Annotated in this window: 34 protein-coding genes; all 34 read left to right on the forward strand. The window is 66.2% G+C overall.

Translation table 11 applies throughout. The features are described from left to right. Positions 1-60: 60 nt before the first annotated feature. The gene (locus H305_RS48840; protein ID WP_158690682.1) at positions 61-4,191 is read left to right on the forward strand and encodes a DUF6531 domain-containing protein; all 4,131 of its coding nucleotides are present in this window, start codon (positions 61-63) and stop codon (positions 4,189-4,191) included. A 24-nt stretch (positions 4,192-4,215) separates the two neighbouring features. Beyond that, a complete protein-coding gene (locus H305_RS0142120; RefSeq protein ID WP_028805736.1) occupies positions 4,216-4,686 on the forward strand; it encodes a hypothetical protein in 471 nt (156 codons plus the stop codon). A 17-nt stretch (positions 4,687-4,703) separates the two neighbouring features. Continuing rightward, a complete protein-coding gene (locus H305_RS0142125) occupies positions 4,704-5,168 on the forward strand; it encodes a hypothetical protein (RefSeq protein WP_028805737.1) in 465 nt (154 codons plus the stop codon). Positions 5,169-6,256: 1,088 nt separating this feature from the next. Next, positions 6,257-6,565, forward strand: coding sequence for a 30S ribosomal protein S10 (rpsJ, locus tag H305_RS0142130; protein ID WP_003948644.1), 309 nt, complete (start codon positions 6,257-6,259; stop codon positions 6,563-6,565). A 17-nt stretch (positions 6,566-6,582) separates the two neighbouring features. After that, complete coding sequence (gene rplC, locus H305_RS0142135; protein ID WP_028805738.1) at positions 6,583-7,227, forward strand: 50S ribosomal protein L3; 645 nt, start codon at positions 6,583-6,585, stop codon at positions 7,225-7,227. A gap of 8 nt (positions 7,228-7,235) precedes the next feature. Next, a complete protein-coding gene (gene rplD / locus H305_RS0142140; RefSeq protein WP_028805739.1) occupies positions 7,236-7,889 on the forward strand; it encodes a 50S ribosomal protein L4 in 654 nt (217 codons plus the stop codon). Further along, entirely contained in the window at positions 7,889-8,305 is a 417-nt protein-coding gene (gene rplW, locus H305_RS0142145) for a 50S ribosomal protein L23 (RefSeq protein ID WP_028805740.1), read from the forward strand. Before rplD ends, rplW begins: the two co-directional genes overlap by 1 nt. A 39-nt stretch (positions 8,306-8,344) precedes the next feature. After that, positions 8,345-9,181, forward strand: a complete 837-nt coding sequence (gene rplB, locus H305_RS0142150) for a 50S ribosomal protein L2 (protein ID WP_028805741.1) — start codon at positions 8,345-8,347, stop codon at positions 9,179-9,181. Between the two features lie 12 nt (positions 9,182-9,193). Beyond that, positions 9,194-9,475 (forward strand): 30S ribosomal protein S19, encoded by a 282-nt coding sequence (gene rpsS, locus H305_RS0142155; RefSeq protein ID WP_010986346.1) that lies wholly within the window; start codon positions 9,194-9,196, stop codon positions 9,473-9,475. A gap of 42 nt (positions 9,476-9,517) precedes the next feature. After that, on the forward strand, positions 9,518-9,865 hold the full coding sequence (rplV, locus tag H305_RS0142160) for a 50S ribosomal protein L22 (RefSeq protein WP_003974262.1): 348 nt from the start codon (positions 9,518-9,520) through the stop codon (positions 9,863-9,865). Continuing rightward, on the forward strand, positions 9,865-10,698 hold the full coding sequence (gene rpsC / locus H305_RS0142165) for a 30S ribosomal protein S3 (protein ID WP_028805742.1): 834 nt from the start codon (positions 9,865-9,867) through the stop codon (positions 10,696-10,698). Before rplV ends, rpsC begins: the two co-directional genes overlap by 1 nt. Before the next feature lie 5 nt (positions 10,699-10,703). Then, the gene (gene rplP / locus H305_RS0142170) at positions 10,704-11,123 is read left to right on the forward strand and encodes a 50S ribosomal protein L16 (RefSeq protein ID WP_028805743.1); all 420 of its coding nucleotides are present in this window, start codon (positions 10,704-10,706) and stop codon (positions 11,121-11,123) included. After that, positions 11,123-11,347: a 50S ribosomal protein L29 gene (gene rpmC, locus H305_RS0142175; RefSeq protein WP_003974259.1), complete on the forward strand. Its 225-nt coding sequence runs from the start codon at positions 11,123-11,125 to the stop codon at positions 11,345-11,347. The genes rplP and rpmC overlap by 1 nt, the downstream gene beginning before the upstream one ends. Beyond that, entirely contained in the window at positions 11,347-11,631 is a 285-nt protein-coding gene (gene rpsQ, locus H305_RS0142180) for a 30S ribosomal protein S17 (RefSeq protein ID WP_028805744.1), read from the forward strand. The genes rpmC and rpsQ overlap by 1 nt, the downstream gene beginning before the upstream one ends. 103 nt (positions 11,632-11,734) lie before the next feature. Continuing rightward, positions 11,735-12,103: a 50S ribosomal protein L14 gene (gene rplN, locus H305_RS0142185; protein ID WP_003998823.1), complete on the forward strand. Its 369-nt coding sequence runs from the start codon at positions 11,735-11,737 to the stop codon at positions 12,101-12,103. A gap of 2 nt (positions 12,104-12,105) precedes the next feature. After that, positions 12,106-12,429 (forward strand): 50S ribosomal protein L24, encoded by a 324-nt coding sequence (rplX, locus tag H305_RS0142190; protein ID WP_028805745.1) that lies wholly within the window; start codon positions 12,106-12,108, stop codon positions 12,427-12,429. After that, on the forward strand, positions 12,429-12,986 hold the full coding sequence (gene rplE / locus H305_RS0142195) for a 50S ribosomal protein L5 (RefSeq protein WP_028805746.1): 558 nt from the start codon (positions 12,429-12,431) through the stop codon (positions 12,984-12,986). The genes rplX and rplE overlap by 1 nt, the downstream gene beginning before the upstream one ends. 5 nt (positions 12,987-12,991) lie before the next feature. Continuing rightward, on the forward strand, positions 12,992-13,177 hold the full coding sequence (locus H305_RS0142200; protein ID WP_003948630.1) for a type Z 30S ribosomal protein S14: 186 nt from the start codon (positions 12,992-12,994) through the stop codon (positions 13,175-13,177). Between the two features lie 210 nt (positions 13,178-13,387). Then, the gene (gene rpsH / locus H305_RS0142205; RefSeq protein ID WP_014674378.1) at positions 13,388-13,786 is read left to right on the forward strand and encodes a 30S ribosomal protein S8; all 399 of its coding nucleotides are present in this window, start codon (positions 13,388-13,390) and stop codon (positions 13,784-13,786) included. Between the two features lie 24 nt (positions 13,787-13,810). Next, complete coding sequence (rplF, locus tag H305_RS0142210) at positions 13,811-14,350, forward strand: 50S ribosomal protein L6 (RefSeq protein WP_028805747.1); 540 nt, start codon at positions 13,811-13,813, stop codon at positions 14,348-14,350. A gap of 3 nt (positions 14,351-14,353) precedes the next feature. Then, complete coding sequence (gene rplR, locus H305_RS0142215) at positions 14,354-14,737, forward strand: 50S ribosomal protein L18 (protein ID WP_028805748.1); 384 nt, start codon at positions 14,354-14,356, stop codon at positions 14,735-14,737. Positions 14,738-14,777: 40 nt separating this feature from the next. Further along, on the forward strand, positions 14,778-15,383 hold the full coding sequence (gene rpsE, locus H305_RS0142220; protein ID WP_006376045.1) for a 30S ribosomal protein S5: 606 nt from the start codon (positions 14,778-14,780) through the stop codon (positions 15,381-15,383). Next, complete coding sequence (gene rpmD, locus H305_RS0142225) at positions 15,383-15,565, forward strand: 50S ribosomal protein L30 (RefSeq protein ID WP_003974250.1); 183 nt, start codon at positions 15,383-15,385, stop codon at positions 15,563-15,565. The genes rpsE and rpmD overlap by 1 nt, the downstream gene beginning before the upstream one ends. A 2-nt stretch (positions 15,566-15,567) precedes the next feature. Continuing rightward, positions 15,568-16,023 carry a 50S ribosomal protein L15 gene (rplO, locus tag H305_RS0142230; protein ID WP_028805749.1) on the forward strand — a complete coding sequence of 152 codons (456 nt, stop codon included), beginning with the start codon at positions 15,568-15,570 and terminating at the stop codon, positions 16,021-16,023. 481 nt (positions 16,024-16,504) lie between these two features. Next, on the forward strand, positions 16,505-16,918 hold the full coding sequence (locus tag H305_RS0142235; RefSeq protein ID WP_158690683.1) for a hypothetical protein: 414 nt from the start codon (positions 16,505-16,507) through the stop codon (positions 16,916-16,918). A gap of 171 nt (positions 16,919-17,089) precedes the next feature. Then, positions 17,090-17,917, forward strand: coding sequence for a hypothetical protein (locus H305_RS53770; protein ID WP_158690684.1), 828 nt, complete (start codon positions 17,090-17,092; stop codon positions 17,915-17,917). Between the two features lie 309 nt (positions 17,918-18,226). Then, positions 18,227-19,540, forward strand: a complete 1,314-nt coding sequence (secY, locus tag H305_RS0142245; RefSeq protein ID WP_028805752.1) for a preprotein translocase subunit SecY — start codon at positions 18,227-18,229, stop codon at positions 19,538-19,540. Beyond that, positions 19,540-20,196 (forward strand): adenylate kinase, encoded by a 657-nt coding sequence (locus H305_RS0142250; RefSeq protein ID WP_028805753.1) that lies wholly within the window; start codon positions 19,540-19,542, stop codon positions 20,194-20,196. Before secY ends, H305_RS0142250 begins: the two co-directional genes overlap by 1 nt. 273 nt (positions 20,197-20,469) lie before the next feature. Beyond that, on the forward strand, positions 20,470-21,306 hold the full coding sequence (gene map, locus H305_RS0142255) for a type I methionyl aminopeptidase (protein WP_028805754.1): 837 nt from the start codon (positions 20,470-20,472) through the stop codon (positions 21,304-21,306). Between the two features lie 211 nt (positions 21,307-21,517). Continuing rightward, entirely contained in the window at positions 21,518-21,739 is a 222-nt protein-coding gene (gene infA / locus H305_RS0142260) for a translation initiation factor IF-1 (protein ID WP_003948620.1), read from the forward strand. A 69-nt stretch (positions 21,740-21,808) separates the two neighbouring features. Further along, the gene (gene rpmJ / locus H305_RS0142265; RefSeq protein WP_003974245.1) at positions 21,809-21,922 is read left to right on the forward strand and encodes a 50S ribosomal protein L36; all 114 of its coding nucleotides are present in this window, start codon (positions 21,809-21,811) and stop codon (positions 21,920-21,922) included. A gap of 212 nt (positions 21,923-22,134) precedes the next feature. Further along, positions 22,135-22,515 carry a 30S ribosomal protein S13 gene (rpsM, locus tag H305_RS0142270; protein ID WP_028805755.1) on the forward strand — a complete coding sequence of 127 codons (381 nt, stop codon included), beginning with the start codon at positions 22,135-22,137 and terminating at the stop codon, positions 22,513-22,515. 64 nt (positions 22,516-22,579) lie between these two features. Continuing rightward, positions 22,580-22,984 carry a 30S ribosomal protein S11 gene (gene rpsK / locus H305_RS0142275; protein WP_003956432.1) on the forward strand — a complete coding sequence of 135 codons (405 nt, stop codon included), beginning with the start codon at positions 22,580-22,582 and terminating at the stop codon, positions 22,982-22,984. 142 nt (positions 22,985-23,126) lie between these two features. Then, the coding region (locus H305_RS0142280; RefSeq protein WP_037767254.1) for a DNA-directed RNA polymerase subunit alpha at positions 23,127-23,608 on the forward strand (482 nt) is incomplete at its 3' end.

The raw sequence follows: 23,608 nt of genomic DNA on the forward strand, positions 1-23,608 counted from the left end.
CGTGCGGCGACGCGGGATGCGCAGCATGCGAAGTCGGCGCAGACGTCGGCGCGGTCGGACGTGACGAGTGCGAACGGTGCGTTGGACGCGGCGAAGAAGATGGCCGAGGACGCGCGGAAGATGCGCGAGGAGGCCGCCCGTACGGCGAAGACGAAGATCGACGAGGCGTCGGACGCGGGGATCCACAACCGCAAGTGGTGGGAGGAGGTCGGGGACTGGTTCTCCGACAACTGGGACACCATCGTCGCGGTGTGCAAGGTCGTCGTCGCGGTGGTCGGGATCATCGCGATGATCATCGGCGGGCCGATCCTCGGCGCGATCGTCCTCGTGGCCGCCCTCGTCGTCCTCGCTGACACGCTCAACAAGTACGCGAAGGGCCAGGCCTCCCTATGGGATGTCGGCTTCGCTGCGCTGGACTGCATACCGGGTATGAAGGGCCTCACCACCCTCGGCGGCCTCACCAAGGGCCTCAAAGGCGGTCTGGCGGCGATGAAGGGCCTCAAGGGCGGCCTGAAGGGCATGGGCCTGGCGATGCGCGGCCTGGGCAAGAACGGCGCGCAGCGCATGAAGGACCTCTTCAAGGGCCTGCGCTCAGGAGCTGGGGACGAGGCCAAGGCGGGCAAGTCCATGGAGGGCCGCTGCAAGGGTGGCGACCCCGTCGACATGATCACCGGCGAGATGCTGATGTCCCACACGGATGTCCGTCTGCCGGGCTTGCTCCCTTTGGTGATCGAGCGCCACCACGTTTCGAGCTTCCGCTCCGGGCGCTGGTTCGGGCCGGCGTGGATGTCGACCTTCGACGAACGCCTCGAACTCGATGGCGAGGGTGCCGTCTGCGCGAGTGCGGACGGCATGCTCCAGGTCTATCCGGTGCCGGAGCCCGGGATCCCAGTACTACCGAGCCGCGGTCCGAGGCGACCGCTGACCTGGGACGGAACCCCCGGCGGCAGTGTCACGGTCAGCGACCCCCTCACGGGGTTGACCCGGCACTACGGCCCTGCGATCGTCCCGGATTCTCCTGACGCCGGCAGCGGAACGGCTGTAGTGCTCCCGCTCCGTGCCGTCACCGACCCCAACGGGCATCGCATCGACTTCCGACGGACCGCCGAGGGCACGCCCGTCGCGGTTCGTCATTCCGGCGGCTACCACCTCGCCGTCGACACCGAAGACGGCCGGATCACAGCTCTGCGCCTCCTGGAGTCGACCGACAGCGAGTCCACCGACAGCACGACCGGCCCCCGCCACGGCACGGTCCTGCGCACGTACTCCTATGAGGATCCCGACCGTCATCTCACCGCGATAGCCGACTCCGCCGGTCGCCCCTACCGGTTGACGTACGACGAACTCGGCCGCATCACGTCCTGGACCGACCGGAACGACCGCTGGTACCGCTACGAATACGACGGTGCCACCGACCGCGTAGCGAGCGGCATCGGTCAGGATGGCGCGATGTCCGGGCAGTTCGCGTACGACGACGTGTGGCGCGTCACCACGATGACCGACAGCCTCAGTCACCGCACCGAGTACCACTACGACGAGCAGCTTCATCTCACCCGCGTTGTCGACCCGTTGGGCTTCGTCGTGCACACCGAGCACGACGCGTACGGACGGCTGCTGTCCCGTACCGATGAGCTGGGCAACACCACGCGCTTCACCCTCGACGAGCACGGCCAGCCGGTGCGCCTGGACCGGCCGGACGGCACCAGCGTCCAGGTGGCATACGACGACGACCTCCTGCCGGTCGCCGTCGCGGAAGCCGACGGGGCTCGCTGGGAGCGCGCGTACGACGACCGGGGCAACCTGCTCACCACCACCGACCCGCTGGGCGCGGTGAGTTCGTGCACATACGACGAACACGGGCGCCGGATCACGGAGACCGACGCGCTGGGCAACACGTTCCGGTTCGACACCGACGGGGCGGGGCTTCCGGTGCGGGTCGTCGATCCGCGCGGCAGCGTCGTCACCGTGCACAGGGACGCGTGCGGCCGTGTCGTGCGCATCGACGACCCGGTCGGCGGGATTGTCCGCCAGGGCTGGAACTCCGAGGGCCTGCTGCTGTGGCGCGAGCGCGCCGACGGCGGCCGGGAGACCTGGTCGTACGACGCGGAGGGCAACCTCACCGAGCACCGTGACGCGGGCGGATTCACCACCGCCTTCGAGTACGGGGCGTTCAACCGGCCTACGGCCAGAACCGACCCGGACGGCACCCGCTACCGCTTCACCCACGACACCGAGATGCGGCTCACCGCCGTGACCAATCCGCTCGGCGACGAGTGGAGTTACCGCTACGACGCGGCGGGCCGCCTGATCGGCGAGACGGACTTCAACGGCCGCACGCTCACCTATGGCTGCGACCCGGCCGGCCGACAGGTCGAGCGGGCGAACGGCAGCGGCCAGACGGTGCGGATGACCCGTGACACCGAGGGCCGTGTGGTGACGTCGCGCACCGGCGACGGCGCGGTCACGTCCCTGCGCTACGACGCGGCAGGACGTCTGGTCGAGGCTGCGCACCCCGGCAGCACGGTCGTCTACGGCTACGACGCGGTGGGCCGGATCGTCACCGAGACCGTCGACGGCCGGACCGTCACGAGCGAGTACGACCCGCTGGGCCGACGAGTGCGGCGGACCACGCCCTCCGGCGCGACTTCGCACTGGTCTTACGACTCCGCGGGCCTGCCCACGTCGCTCGTCACCGCGGGCGGCGCGCTGACCTTCACGCACGACGCGGCCGGCCGGGAAACCGCCCGCGGCCTGGGCGGCGCCGCCACACTGACGCAGTCCTGGGACTCCTCCCACCGCCTCGTCGAACAGATCATCCGGTCGGGGAGCGCCGACGACGGCGGAACCGGTGGCGCGACCGTGTGGCAGTCCCGCGCCTACGCTTATCGCGCGGACGGTCACCTGACCGGGATCGCCGACCGGCTCGGCGGCACCCGGAGGTTCGACCTCGACCGCGCGGGCCGTGTCACGCGGGTGTCGGCCGAGGCCTGGACCGAGTCCTACGCCTACGACGACCTCGGCAACCTCACCGCCGCCAGCCACCCGGCCCCCGGCGGAGAGGATGCTCAGGGTCCGGCGCAGCACTCCGGGACGATGGTCGACTCGGCGGGCCGCACCACGTACGAGCACGACGCCCAGGGGCGCGTGGCCCGCGTGATCCGGCGGACACTGTCCGGGCTGCGCCGGATCTGGACCTACACCTGGGACGCCGAGGACCGGCTCACCGAGGCGGCGACGCCCAGCAGCGGTGTATGGCGGTACCGCTACGACGCGCTCGGCCGACGCACCGCCAAGTTCCGTGTGGAAGAGGACGGTTCGGTCGCCGACGAGATCCTCTTCACCTGGGACGGCACCAACCTCGCGGAGCAGCGGACGCTCCGCGACGACATGGTGGAGACCGACACCTGGGACTGGGAGCCGGGCACCCACCGCGCGGCGGCCCAGGTGCGCAGCCAGTGGCGCACCGCCGACCCGGATGAGGTCAGCAGGCAGTTCTACGCGATCGTCACCGACCTGGTCGGCACCCCCAGCGAACTCGTCGGGCAGGACGGCGCGATCGCCTGGCGGTCCGCCACCAGTCTGTGGGGAAGACCTCTGGCCGGTGACGACGGCGGGCTGTGCCCGCTGGCCTTCCCGGGCCAGTACCGCGACCCGGAAACCGGCCTGCACTACAACCTGTCCCGCTACTACGACCCGGACACCGCGAGCTACCTCTCGCCCGATCCGCTCGGCCTGGACCCCGCCCCGAACCACCACGCGTACGTCGACAACCCCTTGCGCTGGAGCGACCCGCTCGGCCTTGAGGGTGACGAGCCGGTCCGCATCTACGACGACTCGACGTACGACAAGCATGGTTCGGGCAGCAGTTCGTCGGCCAAGGGCGAGATCGGTCGCGCCCCCGCCGATGGCCAGGCCGCGCTGGACCGGTCCATTCCGTTGGGCGACCCGAACAACCCGGCCGACTTCCGGCGCATCGGCGTGGACCACGTGAATAACGAGATCGTGGTACTCGACCGGCACGAGTACCGTACCGACAAGAACGGCAAGATCGTCAAGGAGATCTACCACGGCCACGTGCAGGGCAAGTACCCGTCGAAGAGTGTCAGGGAGAACGACCTGACGAGACTGGTGAAGGAAAAGATGATCAACAACAAGAAAAAGCAGAAGGTGCTCCCGCCCCCGTGTGATTGATGGGCGAAGGAAGGAAGACCGGTCATGGCGGCCGAGTGGGACTGGGAAAGCGGCGAGGGTCTGTTGGGTATCGATGACCCCGCCGAGTGGGATGCTGCGTTCGAGCGAGGTGCGGATCATCTCGGTACGGCGGTGATCGGGCTGGCTTTCCATTGTTCGCTGGAGGATGCGTCGCCTCGGATTGTCAGGGCGATGCAGTTGCCGGATCGCGATCAGCGGGGGTTCGCGTTCACCGCGGCTGGTGTTGCGGCCCGACTCAACGGCGCGTTGACACCTGAGCTGAACGCCGCGTTGCGGGCGGAAGGCCCCGGTCGCAAGAGCATCGCCGAGAACGCCATCGACGACATCCTCGACTACGTGCCGTTCCGGGATCTGCCGCTGTGGCTCAAGTGGTGGAAGGTCGTGTCAAAGGTGCTGGACAAGCTGGAGACCTGGCGGCTGGAGTCCGCGTACGCGTTCAGTGACGCCTGCAAGGCCCTGCAGCGACGACACTGATGGAAGGGGAGCCGTCTATGGCGTCAGAGTGGAATTGGAAGACCGGCGAAGGTGTGTCGCATATCGACGACCCTGCCGAGGTCGACGCCGCCTTCGAGCGGGGCGAGTGGCCGCTCGGTTCAGCGGTGATCGGGTTGGCCTTCAACTGCTCACTGGACGAAGCGTCACCCCGCATTGTCAGGGCGATGCAGTTGACGGACCCCAATCAGCGCGGGTTCGCCTTCACCGCGGCAGGCGCTGCGGCCCGGCTCAATGGCGAACTGACCCCGGAGCTGTACGCGGCGCTGCGCGCCGAGGGCCGCGGCGGCTTCGCCGAACACGCCATCAGGGACACCTTGACCTTCGTGCCGTTCCGGAAGCTGCCACCGTGGTTCAAGTGGCAGATGGTGCGGACAACCGTGGTGGACAAGTTGGACGCCTGGCGGCTGACCGCCACGTACGCGGCCGAGGACGCCTGGAAGGCCCTGCGGCGACGTCCATGACACGGGAAGAGTCGACCACGGGGTCCGTAGTGGAAGTGGGAAACCGGTGAGGGGCTGACAGGGGTCGACGACCCTGCCGACGTGGACGCGGCGTTAGGGCGCGGCGAGCTGCGTCTCGGGACGGCAGTGGTCGGGCTGGCGTCCCAGTGTTCACTGAAGGAGGCGTCGCCACGTCGGCGGAGGCGATGGCACCCCAGCGCACGGCGTCCAACAAGGCGTCCAGCCGTCCCGGCTCGTCGAAGCCGTCGTGGGGAGAGGGCAGCTCGTACTGGTCGTGGACGTCCGTCGCCTGCTCCAGCTCCCGCACCACTCGGAGCTCCTCGTCCCGGCCGTCGCTCTCCAGCGAGGACAGCGTGATCAGGTGGCTGGTGGCGGCCTCCGCGGCGCGTGCCGGGGTCATCGCTGGCGGCGGTCGAACGGAGGACGTCGGTGACCCCCCAGGGGCGATTGCGTACGGTGACGCGCCGGCCAGGGGCTGGTACTCCGATGTCCTGTGCCTCGGCGTTGCCCGGATTCTCCAGCCGCACGGTCATCTCGCTCACCCCCCAGCTCTCGGGGCATCCGATCTCGCCAGCGCTTGTAAAAGCTTGGGTGCGGAATGAGAGGTGAGAGCCGGGTCGGACGTATGTGCCCCGAGCCGATGGAAGTGCCTGCCTCGCCGAGCACCCCCGGGTTTGACCTACGTCACGCTCGGGGTATTGTCTCCGGCTCGATTGGCCAGCCCGCTGTCGTGTATGGCAGACTAGCGGGGTTGCTCGGTCGAGTGCCGATGCTGCGCGCCTCCCGCCGGGAGGACTGGAAGCGAGTCCCACAGTACTCGTCGCTCCAACTGTCGGAAGGCAGCGCTGGGGCGGACGTACGGGAATCTTCCGGGAAGTGTCAGCGGGGTGCCGACCAGGCGCCCGGTGGGTGTTCAGCCCCCGGTCCAGCGGTTGCCTTCAGGGCTGAGCCGTGTCCCGGGCAGGGAAATCCCTTGTGGATATCTCTGTCAGTGGGAGCGCGACACGCCCGACCGCGTGGGTCGGAGGTCAGGACGCGGACCCCCGGGTTCCAGAGCGTTTTACGAGACAAAGGACTACTGAGTAGCCATGGCGGGACAGAAGATCCGCATCCGGCTCAAGGCCTACGACCACGAGGTCATCGACTCCTCGGCGAAGAAGATCGTCGAGACGGTGACCCGCACTGGTGCGTCGGTCGCGGGCCCGGTGCCGCTGCCCACTGAGAAGAACGTGTACTGCGTCATCAAGTCGCCGCACAAGTACAAGGACTCGCGCGAGCACTTCGAGATGCGCACGCACAAGCGCCTGATCGACATTCTCGACCCGACGCCCAAGACCGTTGACTCTCTGATGCGACTCGACCTTCCGGCCGGTGTCGACATCGAGATCAAGCTCTAAGGGTCGGTGATCTGAGAATGGCTAAGCAGATCAAGGGCATCCTGGGCGAGAAGCTCGGCATGACGCAGGTGTGGGACGAGAACAACCGTGTTGTTCCGGTCACCGTCGTCAAGGCCGGCCCCAACGTCGTCACCCAGGTCCGTACGAACGACGCCGACGGCTACGAGTCGGTCCAGATCGCCTTCGGCGAGATCGACCCGCGCAAGGTGAACAAGCCCCTCAAGGGCCACTTCGCCAAGGCCGACGTCACCCCCCGCCGCCACCTCGTCGAGATCCGCACCGCGGACGCCTCCGAGTACACGCTGGGTCAGGAGATCTCCGCTGAGGTCTTCGAGGCCGGCGTCAAGGTGGACGTGACCGGCAAGAGCAAGGGCAAGGGCTTCGCCGGTGTCATGAAGCGTCACAACTTCAAGGGCCTCGGCGCCGGTCACGGCACCCAGCGCAAGCACCGCTCTCCCGGTTCCATCGGTGGCTGTGCCACCCCGGGCCGTGTGTTCAAGGGCCTCCGCATGGCGGGTCGCATGGGCAACGAGCGGGTCACCACCCAGAACCTGACCGTCCACGCCGTTGACGCGGAGAAGGGTCTGCTGCTCATCAAGGGCGCGGTTCCCGGTCCGAACGGCGGCCTCGTCCTGGTCCGCACCGCGGCCAAGGGGGCCTGAGGTAACCGATGAGCACTGTTGACATCCTTTCGCCGGCAGGCGACAAGACCGGGACGGTCGAGCTCCCCGCGGAGATCTTCGACGTCGAGAAGATCAGCATTCCGCTGATCCACCAGGTCGTCGTCGCGCAGCTGGCCGCTGCCCGCCAGGGCACGCACAAGACCAAGACCCGTGGCGAGGTCCGTGGTGGCGGCAAGAAGCCGTACCGCCAGAAGGGCACCGGTCGCGCCCGTCAGGGTTCGACCCGCGCGCCGCAGTTCGCCGGTGGTGGCGTCGTGCACGGTCCCGTGCCGCGTGACTACTCGCAGCGGACCCCGAAGAAGATGAAGGCCGCGGCCCTGCGCCACGCCCTCACCGACCGGGCCCGCAACAACCGCATCCACGTCGTCTCCGGCGTGGTCGACGGCGAGATCTCCACCAAGGCCGCGAAGAACCTGCTCGGCAAGATCTCGGAGCGCAAGAACGTGCTCCTGGTCATCGAGCGGAACGACGAGGCCGGGCTGCTCTCCGCCCGCAACCTGCCCCAGGTCCACATCCTGGAGCCGGGCCAGCTGAACACGTACGACGTTCTCGTCTCGGACGACGTGGTCTTCACCCAGGCCGCTTTCGAGTCCTTCGTGTCTGGCCCCAAGGCCGCTGACACCGAAGGGAGCGAAGCCTGATGGCTACGCGTCACCCGAGCATCGCCTCGAAGGCCGCCAAGGCCGCCAAGGCCGCGCGCGTCGCCAAGGCGAAGCGCCACGCCACCGAGGGCAAGAACACCGTCGAGACCCCGCTGAGCAAGTCCTACACGGACCCCCGTGACGTGCTCCTCAAGCCGGTCGTCTCGGAGAAGAGCTACGCGCTGCTCGACGAGGGCAAGTACACCTTTATCGTCGACCCGCGGGCCAACAAGACCCAGATCAAGGAGGCCGTCCAGGCGGTCTTCTCGGTCAAGGTCACCGGGGTCAACACGATCAACCGTCAGGGCAAGCGCAAGCGCACCCGCACCGGCTTCGGCAAGCGTGCGGACAGCAAGCGCGCGATCGTGACCCTCGCTGAGGGCGACCGTATCGACATCTTCGGCCAGGCCTCCTAACGGAGCGCCCTGGTCCGAATATCGGACGAGGACTGAGAAATGGGAATCCGCAAGTACAAGCCGACTACGCCGGGCCGTCGTGGCTCCAGCGTCGCCGACTTCGTCGAGGTCACGCGGTCCACGCCGGAGAAGTCGCTGGTCCGCCCGCTGCACAGCAAGGGCGGCCGTAACAACGCCGGTCGTGTGACCGTTCGCCACCAGGGTGGCGGACACAAGCGCGCCTACCGCGTGATCGACTTCCGTCGTCACGACAAGGACGGCGTGCCGGCGAAGGTCGCGCACATCGAGTACGACCCCAACCGCACCGCGCGCATCGCGCTGCTGCACTACGCCGACGGCGAGAAGCGCTACATCCTCGCCCCGCGCAACCTGTCGCAGGGCGACCGCGTCGAGAACGGTCCCGGGGCCGACATCAAGCCGGGCAACAACCTGGCCCTCCGCAACATCCCGGTCGGTACCACGATCCACGCGATCGAGCTCCGTCCCGGTGGCGGTGCCAAGTTCGCCCGCTCCGCCGGTGCCTCGGTGCAGCTGCTCGCGAAGGAGGGCCAGATGGCTCACCTCCGCATGCCCTCCGGTGAGATCCGCCTGGTCGACGTGCGCTGCCGCGCCACCGTCGGCGAGGTCGGCAACGCTGAGCAGAGCAACATCAACTGGGGTAAGGCCGGCCGCAAGCGCTGGCTGGGCGTTCGCCCGACCGTCCGCGGTGTGGCGATGAACCCGGTTGACCACCCGCACGGTGGTGGTGAGGGCAAGACCTCCGGTGGTCGCCACCCGGTCTCCCCGTGGGGTCAGAAGGAGGGTCGTACTCGTTCGCCGAAGAAGGCTTCGAACAAGTACATCGTCCGCCGCCGCAAGACGAACAAGAAGCGCTAGGAGCGGGTTTAGATGCCGCGCAGTCTCAAGAAGGGGCCCTTCGTCGACGACCACCTGATCAAGAAGGTGGACGCCCAGAACGAAGCCGGTTCCAAGAACGTCATCAAGACCTGGTCCCGTCGCTCGATGATCATCCCGGCCATGCTCGGCCACACGATCGCGGTGCACAACGGCAAGACCCACATTCCGGTGTTTGTCACCGAGTCGATGGTCGGCCACAAGCTCGGCGAGTTCTCGCCGACGCGCACCTTCCGGGGTCACGTCAAGGACGACCGGAAGTCGAAGCGCCGCTAACAGCGGGGTGGAATGACCATGACAGACACTGGAAGGACAACCATGGAAGCCAGGGCCCAGGCGCGGTACATCCGCGTCACGCCCATGAAGGCCCGCCGCGTGGTGGACCTTATCCGTGGCATGGATGCCACGGAGGCTCAGGCGGTCCTGCGTTTCGCCCCGCAGGCCGCGAGCGTGCCGGTCGGCAAGGTGCTGGACAGCGCCATTGCCAACGCCGCGCACAACTACGACCACACCGACGCCGACAGCCTCTTCATCTCCGAGGCGTACGTCGACGAGGGCCCGACCCTGAAGCGGTTCCGTCCGCGCGCCCAGGGCCGCGCCTACCGGATCCGCAAGCGGACCAGCCACATCACCGTGGTCGTCAGCAGCAAGGAAGGAACCCGGTAATGGGCCAGAAGGTTAACCCGCATGGGTTCCGGCTCGGTGTCACGACCGACTTCAAGTCGCGTTGGTACGCCGACAAGCTGTACAAGGACTACGTCAAGGAAGACGTCGCCATCCGTCGGATGATGACGTCCGGCATGGAGCGCGCCGGTATCTCGAAGGTTGAGATCGAGCGCACCCGTGACCGCGTGCGTGTGGACATCCACACCGCTCGTCCGGGCATCGTCATCGGCCGCCGTGGCGCCGAGGCCGACCGCATCCGCGGCGACCTCGAGAAGCTCACGGGCAAGCAGGTCCAGCTGAACATCCTCGAGGTCAAGAACCCCGAGACCGACGCTCAGCTGGTTGCCCAGGCCGTTGCCGAGCAGCTCTCCTCCCGCGTCTCCTTCCGCCGCGCCATGCGTAAGAGCATGCAGTCGGCGATGAAGGCGGGCGCCAAGGGCATCAAGATCCAGTGCGGTGGCCGCCTCGGCGGCGCCGAGATGTCCCGCTCGGAGTTCTACCGCGAGGGCCGCGTGCCCCTGCACACGCTCCGCGCGAACGTCGACTACGGCTTCTTCGAGGCCAAGACGACCTTCGGCCGCATCGGCGTGAAGGTCTGGATCTACAAGGGCGACGTCAAGAACATCGCCGAGGTCCGCGCCGAGAACGCCGCTGCCCGCGCCGGCAACCGCCCGGCCCGTGGTGGCAACGACCGCCCGGCCGGCCGTGGTGGCCGTGGTGGCGAGCGTGGCGGTCGCGGCCGCAAGCCGCAGCAGCAGGCTCCCGCCGCCGAGGCCCCCAAGGCCGAGGCGACCGCCGCTGCTCCGGCTGAGAGCACCGGAACGGAGGCCTGACCGACATGCTGATCCCCCGTAGGGTCAAGCACCGCAAGCAGCACCACCCGAAGCGCCGTGGTCAGGCCAAGGGCGGTACGCAGGTCGCGTTCGGCGAGTACGGCATTCAGGCCCTCACGCCGGCGTACGTGACGAACCGCCAGATCGAGGCGGCTCGTATCGCGATGACCCGCCACATCAAGCGTGGCGGCAAGGTCTGGATCAACATCTACCCGGACCGCCCGCTGACCAAGAAGCCCGCCGAGACCCGCATGGGTTCCGGTAAGGGTTCCCCCGAGTGGTGGGTCGCGAACGTGCACCCGGGCCGGGTCATGTTCGAGCTGTCCTACCCGAACGAGAAGATTGCGCGTGAAGCTCTGACTCGTGCGGCCCACAAGCTGCCGATGAAGTGCCGGATCGTCAAGCGCGAGGCAGGTGAAGCGTGATGTCGGCCGGTACCAAGGCGTCCGAGCTGCGCGAACTGGGCAACGAGGAGCTTCTGGCGAAGCTCCGCGAGGCCAAGGAAGAGCTGTTCAACCTCCGCTTCCAGGCGGCGACCGGTCAGCTCGAGAACCACGGTCGGCTGAAGGCCGTCCGTAAGGACATCGCGCGGATCTACACCCTGATGCGTGAGCGCGAGCTGGGCATCGAGACGGTGGAGAGCGCCTGATGAGCGAGAGCAACGTGACTGAGCAGAAGACCGCCCGCGGTTTCCGCAAGACCCGTGAGGGTCTGGTCGTCAGCGACAAGATGGACAAGACCGTCGTCGTCGCCGTCGAGGACCGCGTCAAGCACGCGCTGTACGGCAAGGTCATCCGCCGTACCAGCAAGCTCAAGGCCCACGACGAGCAGAACGCCGCCGGCGTCGGCGACCGCGTCCTCCTGATGGAGACCCGGCCGCTGTCCTCGACGAAGCGCTGGCGCATCGTCGAGATCCTCGAGAAGGCCAAGTAATTACCTGAGGGGTATCCCTCAGGTTCGTTCCGCCAGGCTCGGGGCGGGGTCGTCGTGAAGGACGGCCCCGCCCCGGGAACCGGCAGACAATCAGGAGATAGACGTGATCCAGCAGGAGTCGCGACTGCGTGTCGCCGACAACACTGGTGCGAAGGAGATCCTTTGCATCCGTGTGCTCGGTGGCTCCGGTCGCCGCTACGCGGGCATCGGTGACGTCATCGTCGCCACCGTCAAGGACGCGATCCCCGGTGGCAACGTGAAGAAGGGTGACGTCGTCAAGGCGGTCATCGTTCGCACCGTCAAGGAGCGCCGCCGTCCGGACGGCTCGTACATCCGCTTCGACGAGAACGCCGCCGTCATTCTGAAGAACGACGGCGACCCTCGCGGCACCCGTATCTTCGGCCCGGTCGGCCGTGAGCTGCGCGAGAAGAAGTTCATGAAGATCATCTCGCTCGCGCCGGAGGTGCTGTAAGCATGAAGATCAAGAAGGGCGACCTGGTCCAGGTCATCACCGGCAAGGACAAGGGCAAGCAGGGCAAGGTCATTGCCGCTTACCCGCGCGACGAGCGCGTCCTGGTCGAGGGTGTCAACCGGGTCAAGAAGCACACCAAGGCCGGCCCCACCGCTCGCGGTTCGCAGGCCGGCGGCATCGTGACCACCGAGGCCCCCATCCACGTGTCCAACGTTCAGCTGGTCGTGGAGAAGGACGGCAAGAAGGTCGTCTCGCGTGTCGGTTACCGCTTCGACGACGAGGGCAACAAGATCCGCGTTGCCAAGCGGACGGGTGAGGACATCTGATGGCTACCACCACCACTCCGCGTCTCAAGACGAAGTACCGCGAGGAGATCGCGGCGAAGCTGCAGGAAGAGTTCTCGTACGAGAACGTCATGCAGACGCCGGGCCTCGTCAAGATCGTGGTCAACATGGGTGTGGGCGACGCCGCCCGCGACTCCAAGCTGATCGAGGGCGCCATCCGCGACCTCACCACGATCACCGGTCAGAAGCCGGCCGTCACCAAGGCCCGCAAGTCCATCGCGCAGTTCAAGCTGCGTGAGGGTCAGCCGATCGGTGCCCACGTCACGCTCCGTGGCGACCGCATGTGGGAGTTCCTGGACCGCACCCTGTCGCTCGCGCTGCCGCGCATCCGCGACTTCCGCGGCCTGTCCCCCAAGCAGTTCGACGGCCGTGGCAACTACACCTTCGGTCTCACGGAGCAGGTCATGTTCCACGAGATCGACCAGGACAAGATCGACCGTACCCGGGGCATGGACATCACCGTGGTGACCACGGCGGCCAACGACGCTGAGGGCCGCGCCCTTCTCCGTCACCTCGGCTTCCCCTTCAAGGAGGCGTAAGCGAGATGGCGAAGAAGGCTCTGATTGCCAAGGCTGCTCGTAAGCCCAAGTTCGGTGTGCGTGGCTACACCCGCTGCCAGCGCTGCGGCCGTCCGCACTCCGTGTACCGCAAGTTCGGCCTGTGCCGCGTGTGCCTTCGTGAGATGGCTCACCGTGGCGAGCTGCCGGGCGTGACCAAGAGCTCCTGGTAATCCCGTAGTTCGGGATTCCAGAGGCTCTCGGTAAGTAAAGGGCGCTGTCAGGGGCCCACCCCTCCATGGCTTAGGCTAGGAGGGTTGGGCGCCTGACGCCCGTACGACTTACTACGCCGTAGGTCCCCGCGCCGCACCCGTCCCGCCCATGAGTGGGGAGAGGGATGGCGCATACAGGAAACCCCGGCGAGAGAGGCCGAAGGCCAATTCATGACCATGACTGATCCGATCGCAGACATGCTTACGCGTCTGCGTAACGCGAACTCGGCATACCACGACTCGGTGTCGATGCCGCACAGCAAGATCAAGTCGCACATCGCGGAGATCCTCCAGCAGGAGGGCTTCATCACGGGCTGGAAGGTCGAGGACGCCGAGGTCGGCAAGAACCTCGTCCTGGAGCTGAAGTTCGGCCCCAACCGTGAGCGCTCCATCGCGGGCATCAAGCGGATCTCCAAGCCCGGTCTCCGGGTTTACGCGAAGTCCACCAACCTGCCGAAGGTGCTCGGCGGCCTCGGCGTGGCGATCATCTCCACGTCCCACGGGCTCCTCACCGACAAGCAGGCCGGCAAGAAGGGCGTGGGTGGGGAAGTCCTCGCCTACGTCTGGTAGCGGAAGGGAACGGAGGAAACAGCTATGTCGCGTATTGGCAAGCTCCCCATCACGGTTCCCGCCGGCGTGGACGTCACCATCGACGGCCGCACGGTCTCGGTGAAGGGCCCCAAGGGCTCGCTCACCCACACCGTCGCGTCGCCGATCGAGATCGCTAAGGGTGAGGACGGCGTTCTGAACGTCACCCGCCCGAACGACGAGCGTCAGAACAAGGCCCTCCACGGCCTGTCCCGCACGCTGGTGGCGAACATGATCACCGGCGTGACCCAGGGTTACGTGAAGAAGCTCGAGATCAGCGGTGTCGGTTACCGCGTTGTCGCCAAGGGCTCCAACCTGGAGTTCTCGCTGGGCTACAGCCACCCGATCACCGTCGAGGCCCCCGAGGGCATCACCTTCAAGGTGGAGGCCCCCACCCGTTTCTCGGTCGAGGGCATCGACAAGCAGAAGGTCGGCGAGGTTGCGGCCAACATCCGCAAGCTGCGCAAGCCTGACCCGTACAAGGCCAAGGGCGTCAAGTACGAGGGCGAAGTCATCCGCCGCAAGGTCGGAAAGGCGGGTAAGTAAGCCATGGCATACGGTGTCAAGATTGCTAAGGGCGACGCTTACAAGCGTGCTGCCATCAAGCGTCGTCACATCCGGATCCGGAAGCACATCTCGGGTACGGCCGAGCGCCCGCGCCTGGTCGTGACGCGTTCGAACCGCCACATCGTGGCCCAGGTCATCGACGACATCAAGGGTCACACCCTGGCGTCGGCGTCGACCCTGGACACCACCATCCGTGGTGGCGAGGGCGACAAGTCCGCGCAGGCCAAGCAGGTCGGCGCCCTGGTCGCCGAGCGCGCCAAGGCCGCCGGTGTCGAGGCTGTCGTATTCGACCGTGGTGGAAACCAGTACGCCGGGCGCATCGCCGCCCTGGCGGACGCCGCCCGCGAAGCCGGACTCAAGTTCTGAGCCGCTTCCGTAGCTAGCGGAAACAGAGAGAGGTAATCCAATGGCTGGACCCCAGCGCCGTGGAAGCGGTGCCGGTGGCGGCGAGCGGCGGGACCGGAAGGGCCGTGACGGCGGCGCTGCTGCCGCCGAGAAGACCGCGTACGTTGAGCGCGTTGTCGCGATCAACCGCGTCGCCAAGGTTGTGAAGGGTGGTCGTCGCTTCAGCTTCACCGCGCTGGTCGTGGTGGGCGACGGTGACGGCACCGTGGGTGTCGGTTACGGCAAGGCCAAGGAGGTGCCGGCCGCCATCGCCAAGGGTGTGGAGGAGGCCAAGAAGCACTTCTTCAAGGTCCCCCGTATCCAGGGCACCATCCCGCACCCGATCACGGGCGAGAAGGCCGCGGGCGTCGTCCTGCTCAAGCCTGCTTCCCCCGGTACCGGCGTTATCGCCGGTGGCCCGGTGCGTGCAGTGCTCGAGTGCGCCGGCGTTCACGACATCCTGTCGAAGTCGCTCGGCTCGTCCAACGCGATCAACATCGTGCACGCGACCGTGGCGGCCCTCAAGGGCCTGCAGCGTCCCGAGGAGATCGCGGCTCGCCGTGGTCTGCCCCTCGAGGACGTCGCCCCCGCGGCTCTTCTCCGTGCGCGTGCCGGGGCTGGTGCGTAATGGCGCAGCTCAAGATCACGCAGGTGAAGTCGTACATCGGCAGCAAGCAGAACCACCGTGACACCCTGCGTTCCCTTGGTCTCAAGGGCATCAACACGCAGGTCGTCAAGGAGGACCGCCCCGAGTTCCGCGGCATGGTGCACACCGTCCGCCACCTCGTGACGGTCGAGGAGGTCGACTGATCATGGCGGAGAACAACCCGCTCAAGATCCACAACCTCCGTCCCGCCCCCGGCGCCAAGACCGCCAAGACCCGTGTCGGTCGTGGTGAGGCGTCGAAGGGTAAGACGGCCGGTCGTGGTACCAAGGGCACGAAGGCCCGCTACCAGGTTCCGGAGCGCTTCGAGGGTGGCCAGATGCCCCTCCACATGCGTCTCCCGAAGCTGAAGGGCTTCAAGAACCCGTTCAGGACCGAGTTCCAGGTCGTGAACCTCGACAAGCTGGCCGCGCTGTACCCGGAGGGTGGCGAGGTCACCGTCGAGGGTCTCGTCGCCAAGGGTGCCGTTCGCAAGAACAGCCTCGTCAAGGTCCTCGGCCAGGGCGAGATCTCCGTGGCGCTGCAGGTGACGGTCGACGCCGTCTCCGGCTCCGCCAAGGAGAAGATCACCGCCGCGGGCGGTACCGTCACCGAGCTGGTCTGAATTCATCAGGCGTCTCGATGACTTGAGCGATCCCGACCGGGGATGCCCCACAAATGGGGCATCCCCGGTCGGTCGTTCACTGGACTTCGCCGCTCAGTTCGAGCCGATGCCGGGTGGCCGAATAGCGACCACGCGGCCGAACCTTGCGATAGTTGTCATGTGCTGATCAATTAGAGTCTGCAGGTCGGGTGGTCGTCCCGCGGCGAGGCGCACCATGTCGGGTCCGTTTCGGTTCGGGGGAGCGACGAGCGTTTGCCAGAATCTCGCTTGACAGCATGATCCGCGCGACATTAACTTCACGCTTGCTGTCGACCTGGTCGGACCAGCCATGAGTCGACGGCAATGTTTTTTGGGGGGAGGGTGTGTCCGTCCGCAATGACCAAGCGGTCCGGGCAGCCGATTTGCCTTCTTCCTGTTCCACTGATCCAGGCATCGCTATGCCTCTATCGGAATGGAAGGGAATTTCGTGCGAAAGTCTCGCATGTTCAGTCTGGCCGCCGCTGCTCTGGCTGCGGGTTCCATTGCTGCTCTGAGTGGTGCAACATCCGCCAGTGCAGCAGGTTCCGGAAACGGGACGTGTGCCAGCACTGAACTGTGTGTGTACCGTAACTACGATCGGCACAAGAGTGAGGGCTACTTCGATCTCGGCTCGCCGGACAAGAACTTCACCAACGGCAACAACAACTGGTTCAACGCCGGCGGAAACATCAACGACGCCATTTCGTCGTACACGGCTGGCACCGGTACGTCCTGCAGGGGGTACAGCCTTTTCTGGGACAAGGACATGAACGGGCCACATATGGATATTCCGAAGGGGTGGGGCGGCAATCTCTCCGGAGCCTACGCAAACTTCGACAACGAGTTTTCTTCGTACGCGAAGTTCGGTTGCCCGTAAGTAACGTTCCCGAGCGGCCGACCTGTGCAGGGTCGGCCGCTCGGGCGTATGCGGAAGTGGAAGATGCCTAAGCGTCACGTGATCCTTGCCCTGCTAGCTGCCACGGCCGTCGCGGGTTGCTCGGCCGACTCCCCGGCTCCAGGCGCGACGGCCCCGCGCCCCAAGCGCCCTTTGGACGCGGACTCCGTCTCGACGCCTCTGGATGCGTACCTGCCTTCGGCGGAAATCACGCTGAAGCTCCACCGGGCGGAGGCGACGTTGGTGAACCGCTGTATGAATCACCTGGCATATGACGAGCACCCGATGCCTGTTCCCGTCGAGCTGCCGAGGGAACGCAAGCACTCCGAATTTCTTGTATTTTCCATCAGGCAGGCGAAGCGCGTCGGTTACAACCTCCCTGAGGAGTTCAAAAAATCCAAGGATTCCAATTGGGATGACGCGGTGCCGAAGATTCAGCGAAGTCTCCTGGACGGAACCGTCGGCGTGTATAAAGGTACAGCCGTGCCCAAGCGGGGGTGTGTCGGTCTTGTGGCCGACAGACTTACGAAGAACTCTAAAATTCCCCAGAGAATCGATGGGGGAGGGGTGGAGCTCAGGCAACTCCAGAAGAGCAGTCCCACCTCATTGGGGGGCGCCGAGATCGGAGTTGTGCGACTCGACGCAGTGTTCGCGGCGAGGAGGAACCCTGAGTACGTCGAGATGATCAAGCTTTGGTCTTCGTGCATGTCCAAGAAGGGGTACGAATACGAGACGCCCGAAAAGGCCATGGACGACAGGCGCTGGCGGGGCGACGATGCGGGCGCCGACGAGAAGCGGGTGGCTGTGACCGACATGCGCTGCAAGGAGAAGGTGAACTATCTCGGCGTGGCGTCGAAAGTACAGTCTGCTTACGAAGAGCTAGTCATCCAGAAAAAGAAGACGGAGCTTTCTCGTCTGTGCCAGAACATCGAGGTCTGGCAAAGCAATGCCGACGAGGCGCTCAAGAACACCGATGGTTGACTGCCTGGCGACGAGGTGAGGCCGGCGGAGCGGTGGGCTCGCCCTCCGGGCCGTGAGCCAGATGGCATGCGCATCGATCACCGGGAGAGCGGATCGCCGGTCGGGCAACCGATGGAACCCGCGCGGGGCCGACCTGGGGTGACGGTAAACTCGATCGGTGATTCCCCGGTAGGTGCCTGTCCCCGGTAGGGTATGGCAGGTTGCTGTGTCACGGGCGGTGTACGCCGTGCGCAGGCCCTATGTCTACTAGTCACCGATACTCGACACCGTCGCCTACCGCGCAGTTACGCGGGGGTCGCAGGAGGCACCGTGCTCACCGCGTTCGCCCGGGCGTTCAGGACGCCCGACCTGCGCAAGAAGCTGCTCTTCACGCTCGGCATCATCGTGGTCTACCGGGTCGGTACCCACATCCCGATCCCGGGTGTCGACTACAAGAACGTCCAGTTCTGCATGGATCAGGCGAAGTCCAACACTGGTCTGTTCGGCCTGGTCAACATGTTCAGTGGTGGCGCGCTGCTGCAGATCACGATCTTCGCGCTCGGCATCATGCCGTACATCACGGCGAGCATCATTCTGCAGCTGCTGACGGTGGTGATCCCGCGCCTCGAAGCCCTCAAGAAGGAGGGCCAGGCGGGCACCGCGAAGATCACGCAGTACACCCGTTACCTGACGGTGGCCCTCGCCATCCTCCAGGGCACCGGCCTGGTCGCGACCGCGCGCAGCGGCGCCCTGTTCAGCGGCTGCCAGGTCGCCAACCAGATCGTGCCGGACCAGTCGATCTTCACGACCATCACCATGGTCGTCACGATGACCGCCGGTACGGCCGTCGTCATGTGGCTCGGTGAGCTCATCACCGACCGCGGTATCGGCAACGGCATGTCGATCCTGATGTTCATCTCGATCGCCGCGACGTTCCCGTCCGCGCTGTGGGCCATCAAGGAGCAGGGCTCGCTGGCCGACGGCTGGATCGAGTTCAGCACCGTGATCCTGGTCGGTCTCGTCATGGTCGGCCTGGTCGTCTTCGTCGAGCAGGCTCAGCGCCGTATTCCGGTCCAGTACGCGAAGCGCATGATCGGCCGCCGGTCCTACGGTGGTACGTCCACCTACATCCCGTTGAAGGTGAATCAGGCGGGTGTGATTCCTGTCATCTTCGCCTCGTCGCTGCTCTACATCCCGGCACTGGTCGCTCAGTTCTCCAAGGGCAATTCCGGCTGGAAGACCTGGGTCACCCAGAATCTGACCAAGGGCGACCACCCGATTTACATCACTATGTACTTCCTTCTGATCGTTTTCTTCGCGTTCTTCTACGTGGCGATCTCGTTCAACCCCGAGGAAGTCGCGGACAACATGAAGAAGTATGGTGGCTTCATCCCGGGTATCCGGGCCGGCCGACCGACCGCTGAGTACCTCAGCTACGTGCTCAACCGGATCACCTGGCCGGGTTCGCTGTATCTGGGTCTGATCGCTCTCGTACCAACGATGGCGTTGGTTGGCTTCGGGGCAAGCCAGAACTTCCCGTTCGGTGGCACCAGCATCCTGATCATCGTGGGTGTCGGCCTCGAGACGGTGAAGCAGATCGAGAGCCAGCTTCAGCAGCGCAATTACGAAGGGTTCCTCCGCTGATGCGAATCGTCCTCGTCGGGCCGCCCGGTGCCGGCAAGGGAACGCAGGCCGCGTTCCTCGCCAAGAACCTGTCGATCCCGCACATCTCCACGGGCGACCTGTTCCGCGCCAACATCAGCAGGCAGACGGAACTGGGCAAACTGGCGAAGTCCTACATGGACAAGGGCGAGCTGGTACCCGACGAGGTCACCATCGCGATGGCCAAGGACCGCATGGAGCAGCCCGACGCGGAGAACGGCTTCCTCCTGGACGGCTTCCCGCGCAACGTCTCGCAGGCCGAGGCGCTGGACGAGATGCTGCAGTCCGAGGGCATGAAGCTGGACGCGGTTCTGGACCTGGAGGTCCCCGAGGACGAGGTGGTCAAGCGCATCGCCGGCCGCCGCATCTGCCGCAACGACTCGGCGCACGTCTTCCACGTCACGTACAAGCAGCCGAAGAAGGAAGGCGTCTGCGACGTCTGCGGCGGCGAGCTGTACCAGCGGGACGACGACTCCGAGGAGACCGTCCGCAAGCGCCTCGAGGTCTACCACACGCAGACCGAGCCGATCATCGATTACTACAAGGCCCAGGGCCTGGTCGTCACGATCTCCGCGCTCGGCAAGGTGGAAGAGGTCACGGGGCGCGCGATGGAGGCCCTGGCCCGCGAGGCCGCGTAGTCCCGCGGGACGCGGGAACGCACAGCCGGCACGTCACTTCGGCCGCGGCATCCTGAGAGGGTGTCGCGGCCGAGGCGTGGGAGCGGCCCCGCGTCGACGGGAGTTTCCGCATCGTCGGAGCGCCCCGACCCGGCAGGAGCCTGAGTCCCGCGTCGGCGCGGAATTCCCGCGTCGGCGGACCGTCCCGGCCCTCCGGCGCAGACCGCGCCGCTACCCCCCGTATCGTTGAAGCTGAAGCGTCCGTACTCTCCGGTCAGAAAGGCCGCAGCCGCCATGGTGCAGATCAAGACCCCCGAGCAGATCGCCAAGATGCGCGAGGCGGGGCTGGTCGTCGCCGCCATCCATGCGGCCACCCGTGAGGCGGCCGTGCCCGGCGCCACCACCAAGGACCTCGACGAGGTGGCCCGCAAGGTGCTCGCCGAGCACGGGGCGAAGTCGAACTTCCTCGGGTACGGCGGCTTCCCGGCGACGATCTGCACCTCGGCCAACGAGGTCGTCGTCCACGGCATCCCGGACGAGAAGACCGTCCTGAAGGACGGCGACATCATCTCCATCGACGCCGGCGCGATCGTGGACGGCTGGCACGGCGACGCCGCGTTCACGGCGTTCGTCGGCGGCGGTCATGCTCCGGAGCTGGTGGAGCTCTCCCGGGTGACCGAGGAGTCGATGTGGGCGGGCATCGCGGCGATGAAGCAGGGCAACCGCCTCGTGGACGTCTCCCGCGCCATCGAGACGTACATCCGCCGTCAGCCCAAGCCCGGCGGCGGGCGCTACGGGATCATCGAGGACTACGGCGGCCATGGCATCGGCACCGAGATGCACATGGACCCGCATCTGCTGAACTACGTCGAGCGCAGGCGCGGCAAGGGCCCCAAGCTGATCCCCGGTCTCTGCCTCGCCATCGAGCCGATGGTGTCGCTCGGCACACCGAGGACCGAGGTCCTCGAGGACGAATGGACCGTCATCACGACGGACGGCACCTGGTCCTCGCACTGGGAGCACTCCGTCGCGCTGACGGAGCAGGGCCCGCTGGTCCTCACCGCCCCGGACGGCGGCAAGGCCAAGCTGGCCGAGTACGGCGTCACCGCCGCCCCGGACCCGCTCGCCTGATCGGCGCGGAACCCGTTCCGACGGCGCGCGGCCCTGCCGGTGGCGCCGTCGCTTTCACCCGTTGGCTTAAAGATCTCCCCACCTGGGCATTCTTTCTCGATTCGTCTTTCCGAGACCACTGTCGTAGACTGACTCGTCGGCTCCCGTGCACCCGCATGCCTGCATGCACCTGAGGGGAGCCGATCAAGGTAGTCGATTCGAAGGGCGAAGCGTGGCCAAGAAGCAAGGTGCCATCGAGATCGAGGGCACTGTCGTCGAGTCTCTTCCGAACGCCATGTTCAAGGTCGAGCTCCAGAACGGCCACCAGGTCCTGGCACACATCAGCGGCAAGATGCGTATGCACTACATCCGCATTCTCCCTGACGACCGGGTCGTGGTGGAGCTGTCTCCGTACGACCTGACGCGTGGCCGGATCGTCTACCGGTACAAGTAGATCTTGCCTTTACTCCGTGTTCCCGTTCCGGGGCGCGGGGGGTGGCACTGACCCGGAGAACCTCACCCAATGAAGGTCAAGCCGAGCGTCAAGAAGATCTGCGACAAGTGCAGGGTGATCCGCCGTCACGGTCGGGTCATGGTCATCTGCGACAACCCGCGCCACAAGCAGCGCCAGGGCTGACGCACGACCGCACCTTCTGCACCCGCAGATCTCGCGCGACGCATAGCAGTACATGTTCATACGCAGAACCCGGACCCGAACGTTCAGATCGCAGATCAGTCCGCTTCGGTTCCGACACCCCCGGGCGGAGGCCGGGGACCCAGTTCGTACCTGGTACGGCGGCTGGGAACCGGTTCTGCGGAAGACCTCCGAACGACAACTGGAGCCATTGAATGGCACGCGTTTCCGGTGTTGACATCCCGCGCGACAAGCGTGTGGAGGTCGCCCTCACCTACGTGTTCGGCATCGGCCGGACCCTTTCCCAGCAGACGCTGGCCGAGACCGGCGTGAACCCGAACACCCGCGTTCGTGACCTCTCCGAAGAGGAACTGGTCAAGATCCGCGAGTACGTGGACGCCAATCTGAAGACCGAGGGTGACCTCCGTCGTGAGATTCAGGCCGACATCCGCCGCAAGGTCGAGATCGGCTGCTACCAGGGTCTGCGCCACCGCCGTGGCCTGCCCGTCCACGGTCAGCGCACCAGCACGAACGCTCGTACCCGCAAGGGCCCGCGTCGCGCCATCGCCGGTAAGAAGAAGCCGGGCAAGAAGTAGTCCTCAGCGGACGCTCATCAGCGGTCTTCGCTGTAGGACCGACCACCTCCCGTAGGAGTAATAGATGCCCCCCAAGGGTCGTCAGGGCGCTGCCAAGAAGGTGCGCCGCAAGGAAAAGAAGAACGTCGCTCACGGCCACGCGCACATCAAGAGCACGTTCAACAACACGATCGTCTCGATCACGGACCCCTCGGGCAACGTGATCTCCTGGGCCTCCGCCGGCCACGTCGGCTTCAAGGGCTCGCGCAAGTCCACCCCCTTCGCCGCGCAGATGGCCGCCGAGTCGGCCGCCCGCCGCGCGCAGGAGCACGGCATGCGCAAGGTCGACGTCTTCGTGAAGGGCCCGGGTTCCGGTCGCGAGACCGCGATCCGCTCCCTCCAGGCCACGGGCCTGGAGGTCGGCTCCATCCAGGACGTCACCCCCACCCCGCACAACGGCTGCCGTCCGCCCAAGCGCCGCCGCGTCTGAGGCTCGGTTGTCTTGAGGTTTCGGGCGGTACGGCTCTTCGGAGCGGTGCCGCCCGTACCCTTGCAATACCCGCACTGTGAGACGTGCGGTTCCGTCGGGCGTCAAATAGCGGGCGTCCACGAAAGAAGGATCTGATCCACACATGCTGATCGCTCAGCGTCCCTCGTTGACCGAAGAGGTCGTCGACGAATTCCGCTCCCGGTTCGTGATCGAGCCGCTGGAGCCGGGCTTCGGCTACACCCTCGGCAACTCCCTGCGTCGTACGCTCCTCTCCTCGATCCCGGGTGCGGCGGTCACGTCCATCCGCATCGACGGCGTTCTGCACGAGTTCACCACCGTGCCGGGTGTCAAGGAGGACGTCACCGACCTGATCCTCAACATCAAGCAGCTGGTCGTCTCCTCGGAGCACGACGAGCCCGTCGTGATGTACCTGCGCAAGCAGGGCCCGGGTCTCGTCACCGCCGCCGACATCGCGCCCCCGGCCGGTGTCGAGGTGCACAACCCCGACCTGGTCCTCGCCACGCTCAACGGCAAGGGCAAGCTGGAGATGGAGCTGACCGTCGAGCGCGGTCGCGGCTACGTCTCCGCCGTGCAGAACAAGCAGGTGGGCCAGGAGATCGGCCG

Source organism: Streptomyces sp. 142MFCol3.1, assembly GCF_000424945.1.
Lineage (GTDB): Bacteria > Actinomycetota > Actinomycetes > Streptomycetales > Streptomycetaceae > Streptomyces > Streptomyces siamensis.

Coding starts and splice junctions, on each gene's coding strand:
- rplX (WP_028805745.1), top strand. CDS start 12,106: ATGAAGATCAAGAAGGGCGACCTGGTCCAGGTCATCACCGGCAAGGAC.
- rplE (WP_028805746.1), top strand. CDS start 12,429: ATGGCTACCACCACCACTCCGCGTCTCAAGACGAAGTACCGCGAGGAG.
- rplD (WP_028805739.1), top strand. CDS start 7,236: ATGAGCACTGTTGACATCCTTTCGCCGGCAGGCGACAAGACCGGGACG.
- rpsK (WP_003956432.1), top strand. CDS start 22,580: ATGCCCCCCAAGGGTCGTCAGGGCGCTGCCAAGAAGGTGCGCCGCAAG.
- H305_RS0142120 (WP_028805736.1), top strand. CDS start 4,216: ATGGCGGCCGAGTGGGACTGGGAAAGCGGCGAGGGTCTGTTGGGTATC.
- rplO (WP_028805749.1), top strand. CDS start 15,568: ATGGCGGAGAACAACCCGCTCAAGATCCACAACCTCCGTCCCGCCCCC.
- rpsS (WP_010986346.1), top strand. CDS start 9,194: ATGCCGCGCAGTCTCAAGAAGGGGCCCTTCGTCGACGACCACCTGATC.
- rpmJ (WP_003974245.1), top strand. CDS start 21,809: ATGAAGGTCAAGCCGAGCGTCAAGAAGATCTGCGACAAGTGCAGGGTG.
- rpsC (WP_028805742.1), top strand. CDS start 9,865: ATGGGCCAGAAGGTTAACCCGCATGGGTTCCGGCTCGGTGTCACGACC.
- rplR (WP_028805748.1), top strand. CDS start 14,354: ATGGCATACGGTGTCAAGATTGCTAAGGGCGACGCTTACAAGCGTGCT.
- rplV (WP_003974262.1), top strand. CDS start 9,518: ATGGAAGCCAGGGCCCAGGCGCGGTACATCCGCGTCACGCCCATGAAG.
- rpsH (WP_014674378.1), top strand. CDS start 13,388: ATGACCATGACTGATCCGATCGCAGACATGCTTACGCGTCTGCGTAAC.
- rpmD (WP_003974250.1), top strand. CDS start 15,383: ATGGCGCAGCTCAAGATCACGCAGGTGAAGTCGTACATCGGCAGCAAG.
- rpsM (WP_028805755.1), top strand. CDS start 22,135: ATGGCACGCGTTTCCGGTGTTGACATCCCGCGCGACAAGCGTGTGGAG.
- rplB (WP_028805741.1), top strand. CDS start 8,345: ATGGGAATCCGCAAGTACAAGCCGACTACGCCGGGCCGTCGTGGCTCC.
- rpsJ (WP_003948644.1), top strand. CDS start 6,257: ATGGCGGGACAGAAGATCCGCATCCGGCTCAAGGCCTACGACCACGAG.
- H305_RS0142125 (WP_028805737.1), top strand. CDS start 4,704: ATGGCGTCAGAGTGGAATTGGAAGACCGGCGAAGGTGTGTCGCATATC.
- rplP (WP_028805743.1), top strand. CDS start 10,704: ATGCTGATCCCCCGTAGGGTCAAGCACCGCAAGCAGCACCACCCGAAG.
- rplW (WP_028805740.1), top strand. CDS start 7,889: ATGGCTACGCGTCACCCGAGCATCGCCTCGAAGGCCGCCAAGGCCGCC.
- H305_RS0142235 (WP_158690683.1), top strand. CDS start 16,505: ATGTTCAGTCTGGCCGCCGCTGCTCTGGCTGCGGGTTCCATTGCTGCT.
- rpsE (WP_006376045.1), top strand. CDS start 14,778: ATGGCTGGACCCCAGCGCCGTGGAAGCGGTGCCGGTGGCGGCGAGCGG.
- H305_RS0142200 (WP_003948630.1), top strand. CDS start 12,992: ATGGCGAAGAAGGCTCTGATTGCCAAGGCTGCTCGTAAGCCCAAGTTC.
- rpsQ (WP_028805744.1), top strand. CDS start 11,347: ATGAGCGAGAGCAACGTGACTGAGCAGAAGACCGCCCGCGGTTTCCGC.
- rplF (WP_028805747.1), top strand. CDS start 13,811: ATGTCGCGTATTGGCAAGCTCCCCATCACGGTTCCCGCCGGCGTGGAC.
- rplC (WP_028805738.1), top strand. CDS start 6,583: ATGGCTAAGCAGATCAAGGGCATCCTGGGCGAGAAGCTCGGCATGACG.
- map (WP_028805754.1), top strand. CDS start 20,470: ATGGTGCAGATCAAGACCCCCGAGCAGATCGCCAAGATGCGCGAGGCG.
- H305_RS0142250 (WP_028805753.1), top strand. CDS start 19,540: ATGCGAATCGTCCTCGTCGGGCCGCCCGGTGCCGGCAAGGGAACGCAG.
- rpmC (WP_003974259.1), top strand. CDS start 11,123: ATGTCGGCCGGTACCAAGGCGTCCGAGCTGCGCGAACTGGGCAACGAG.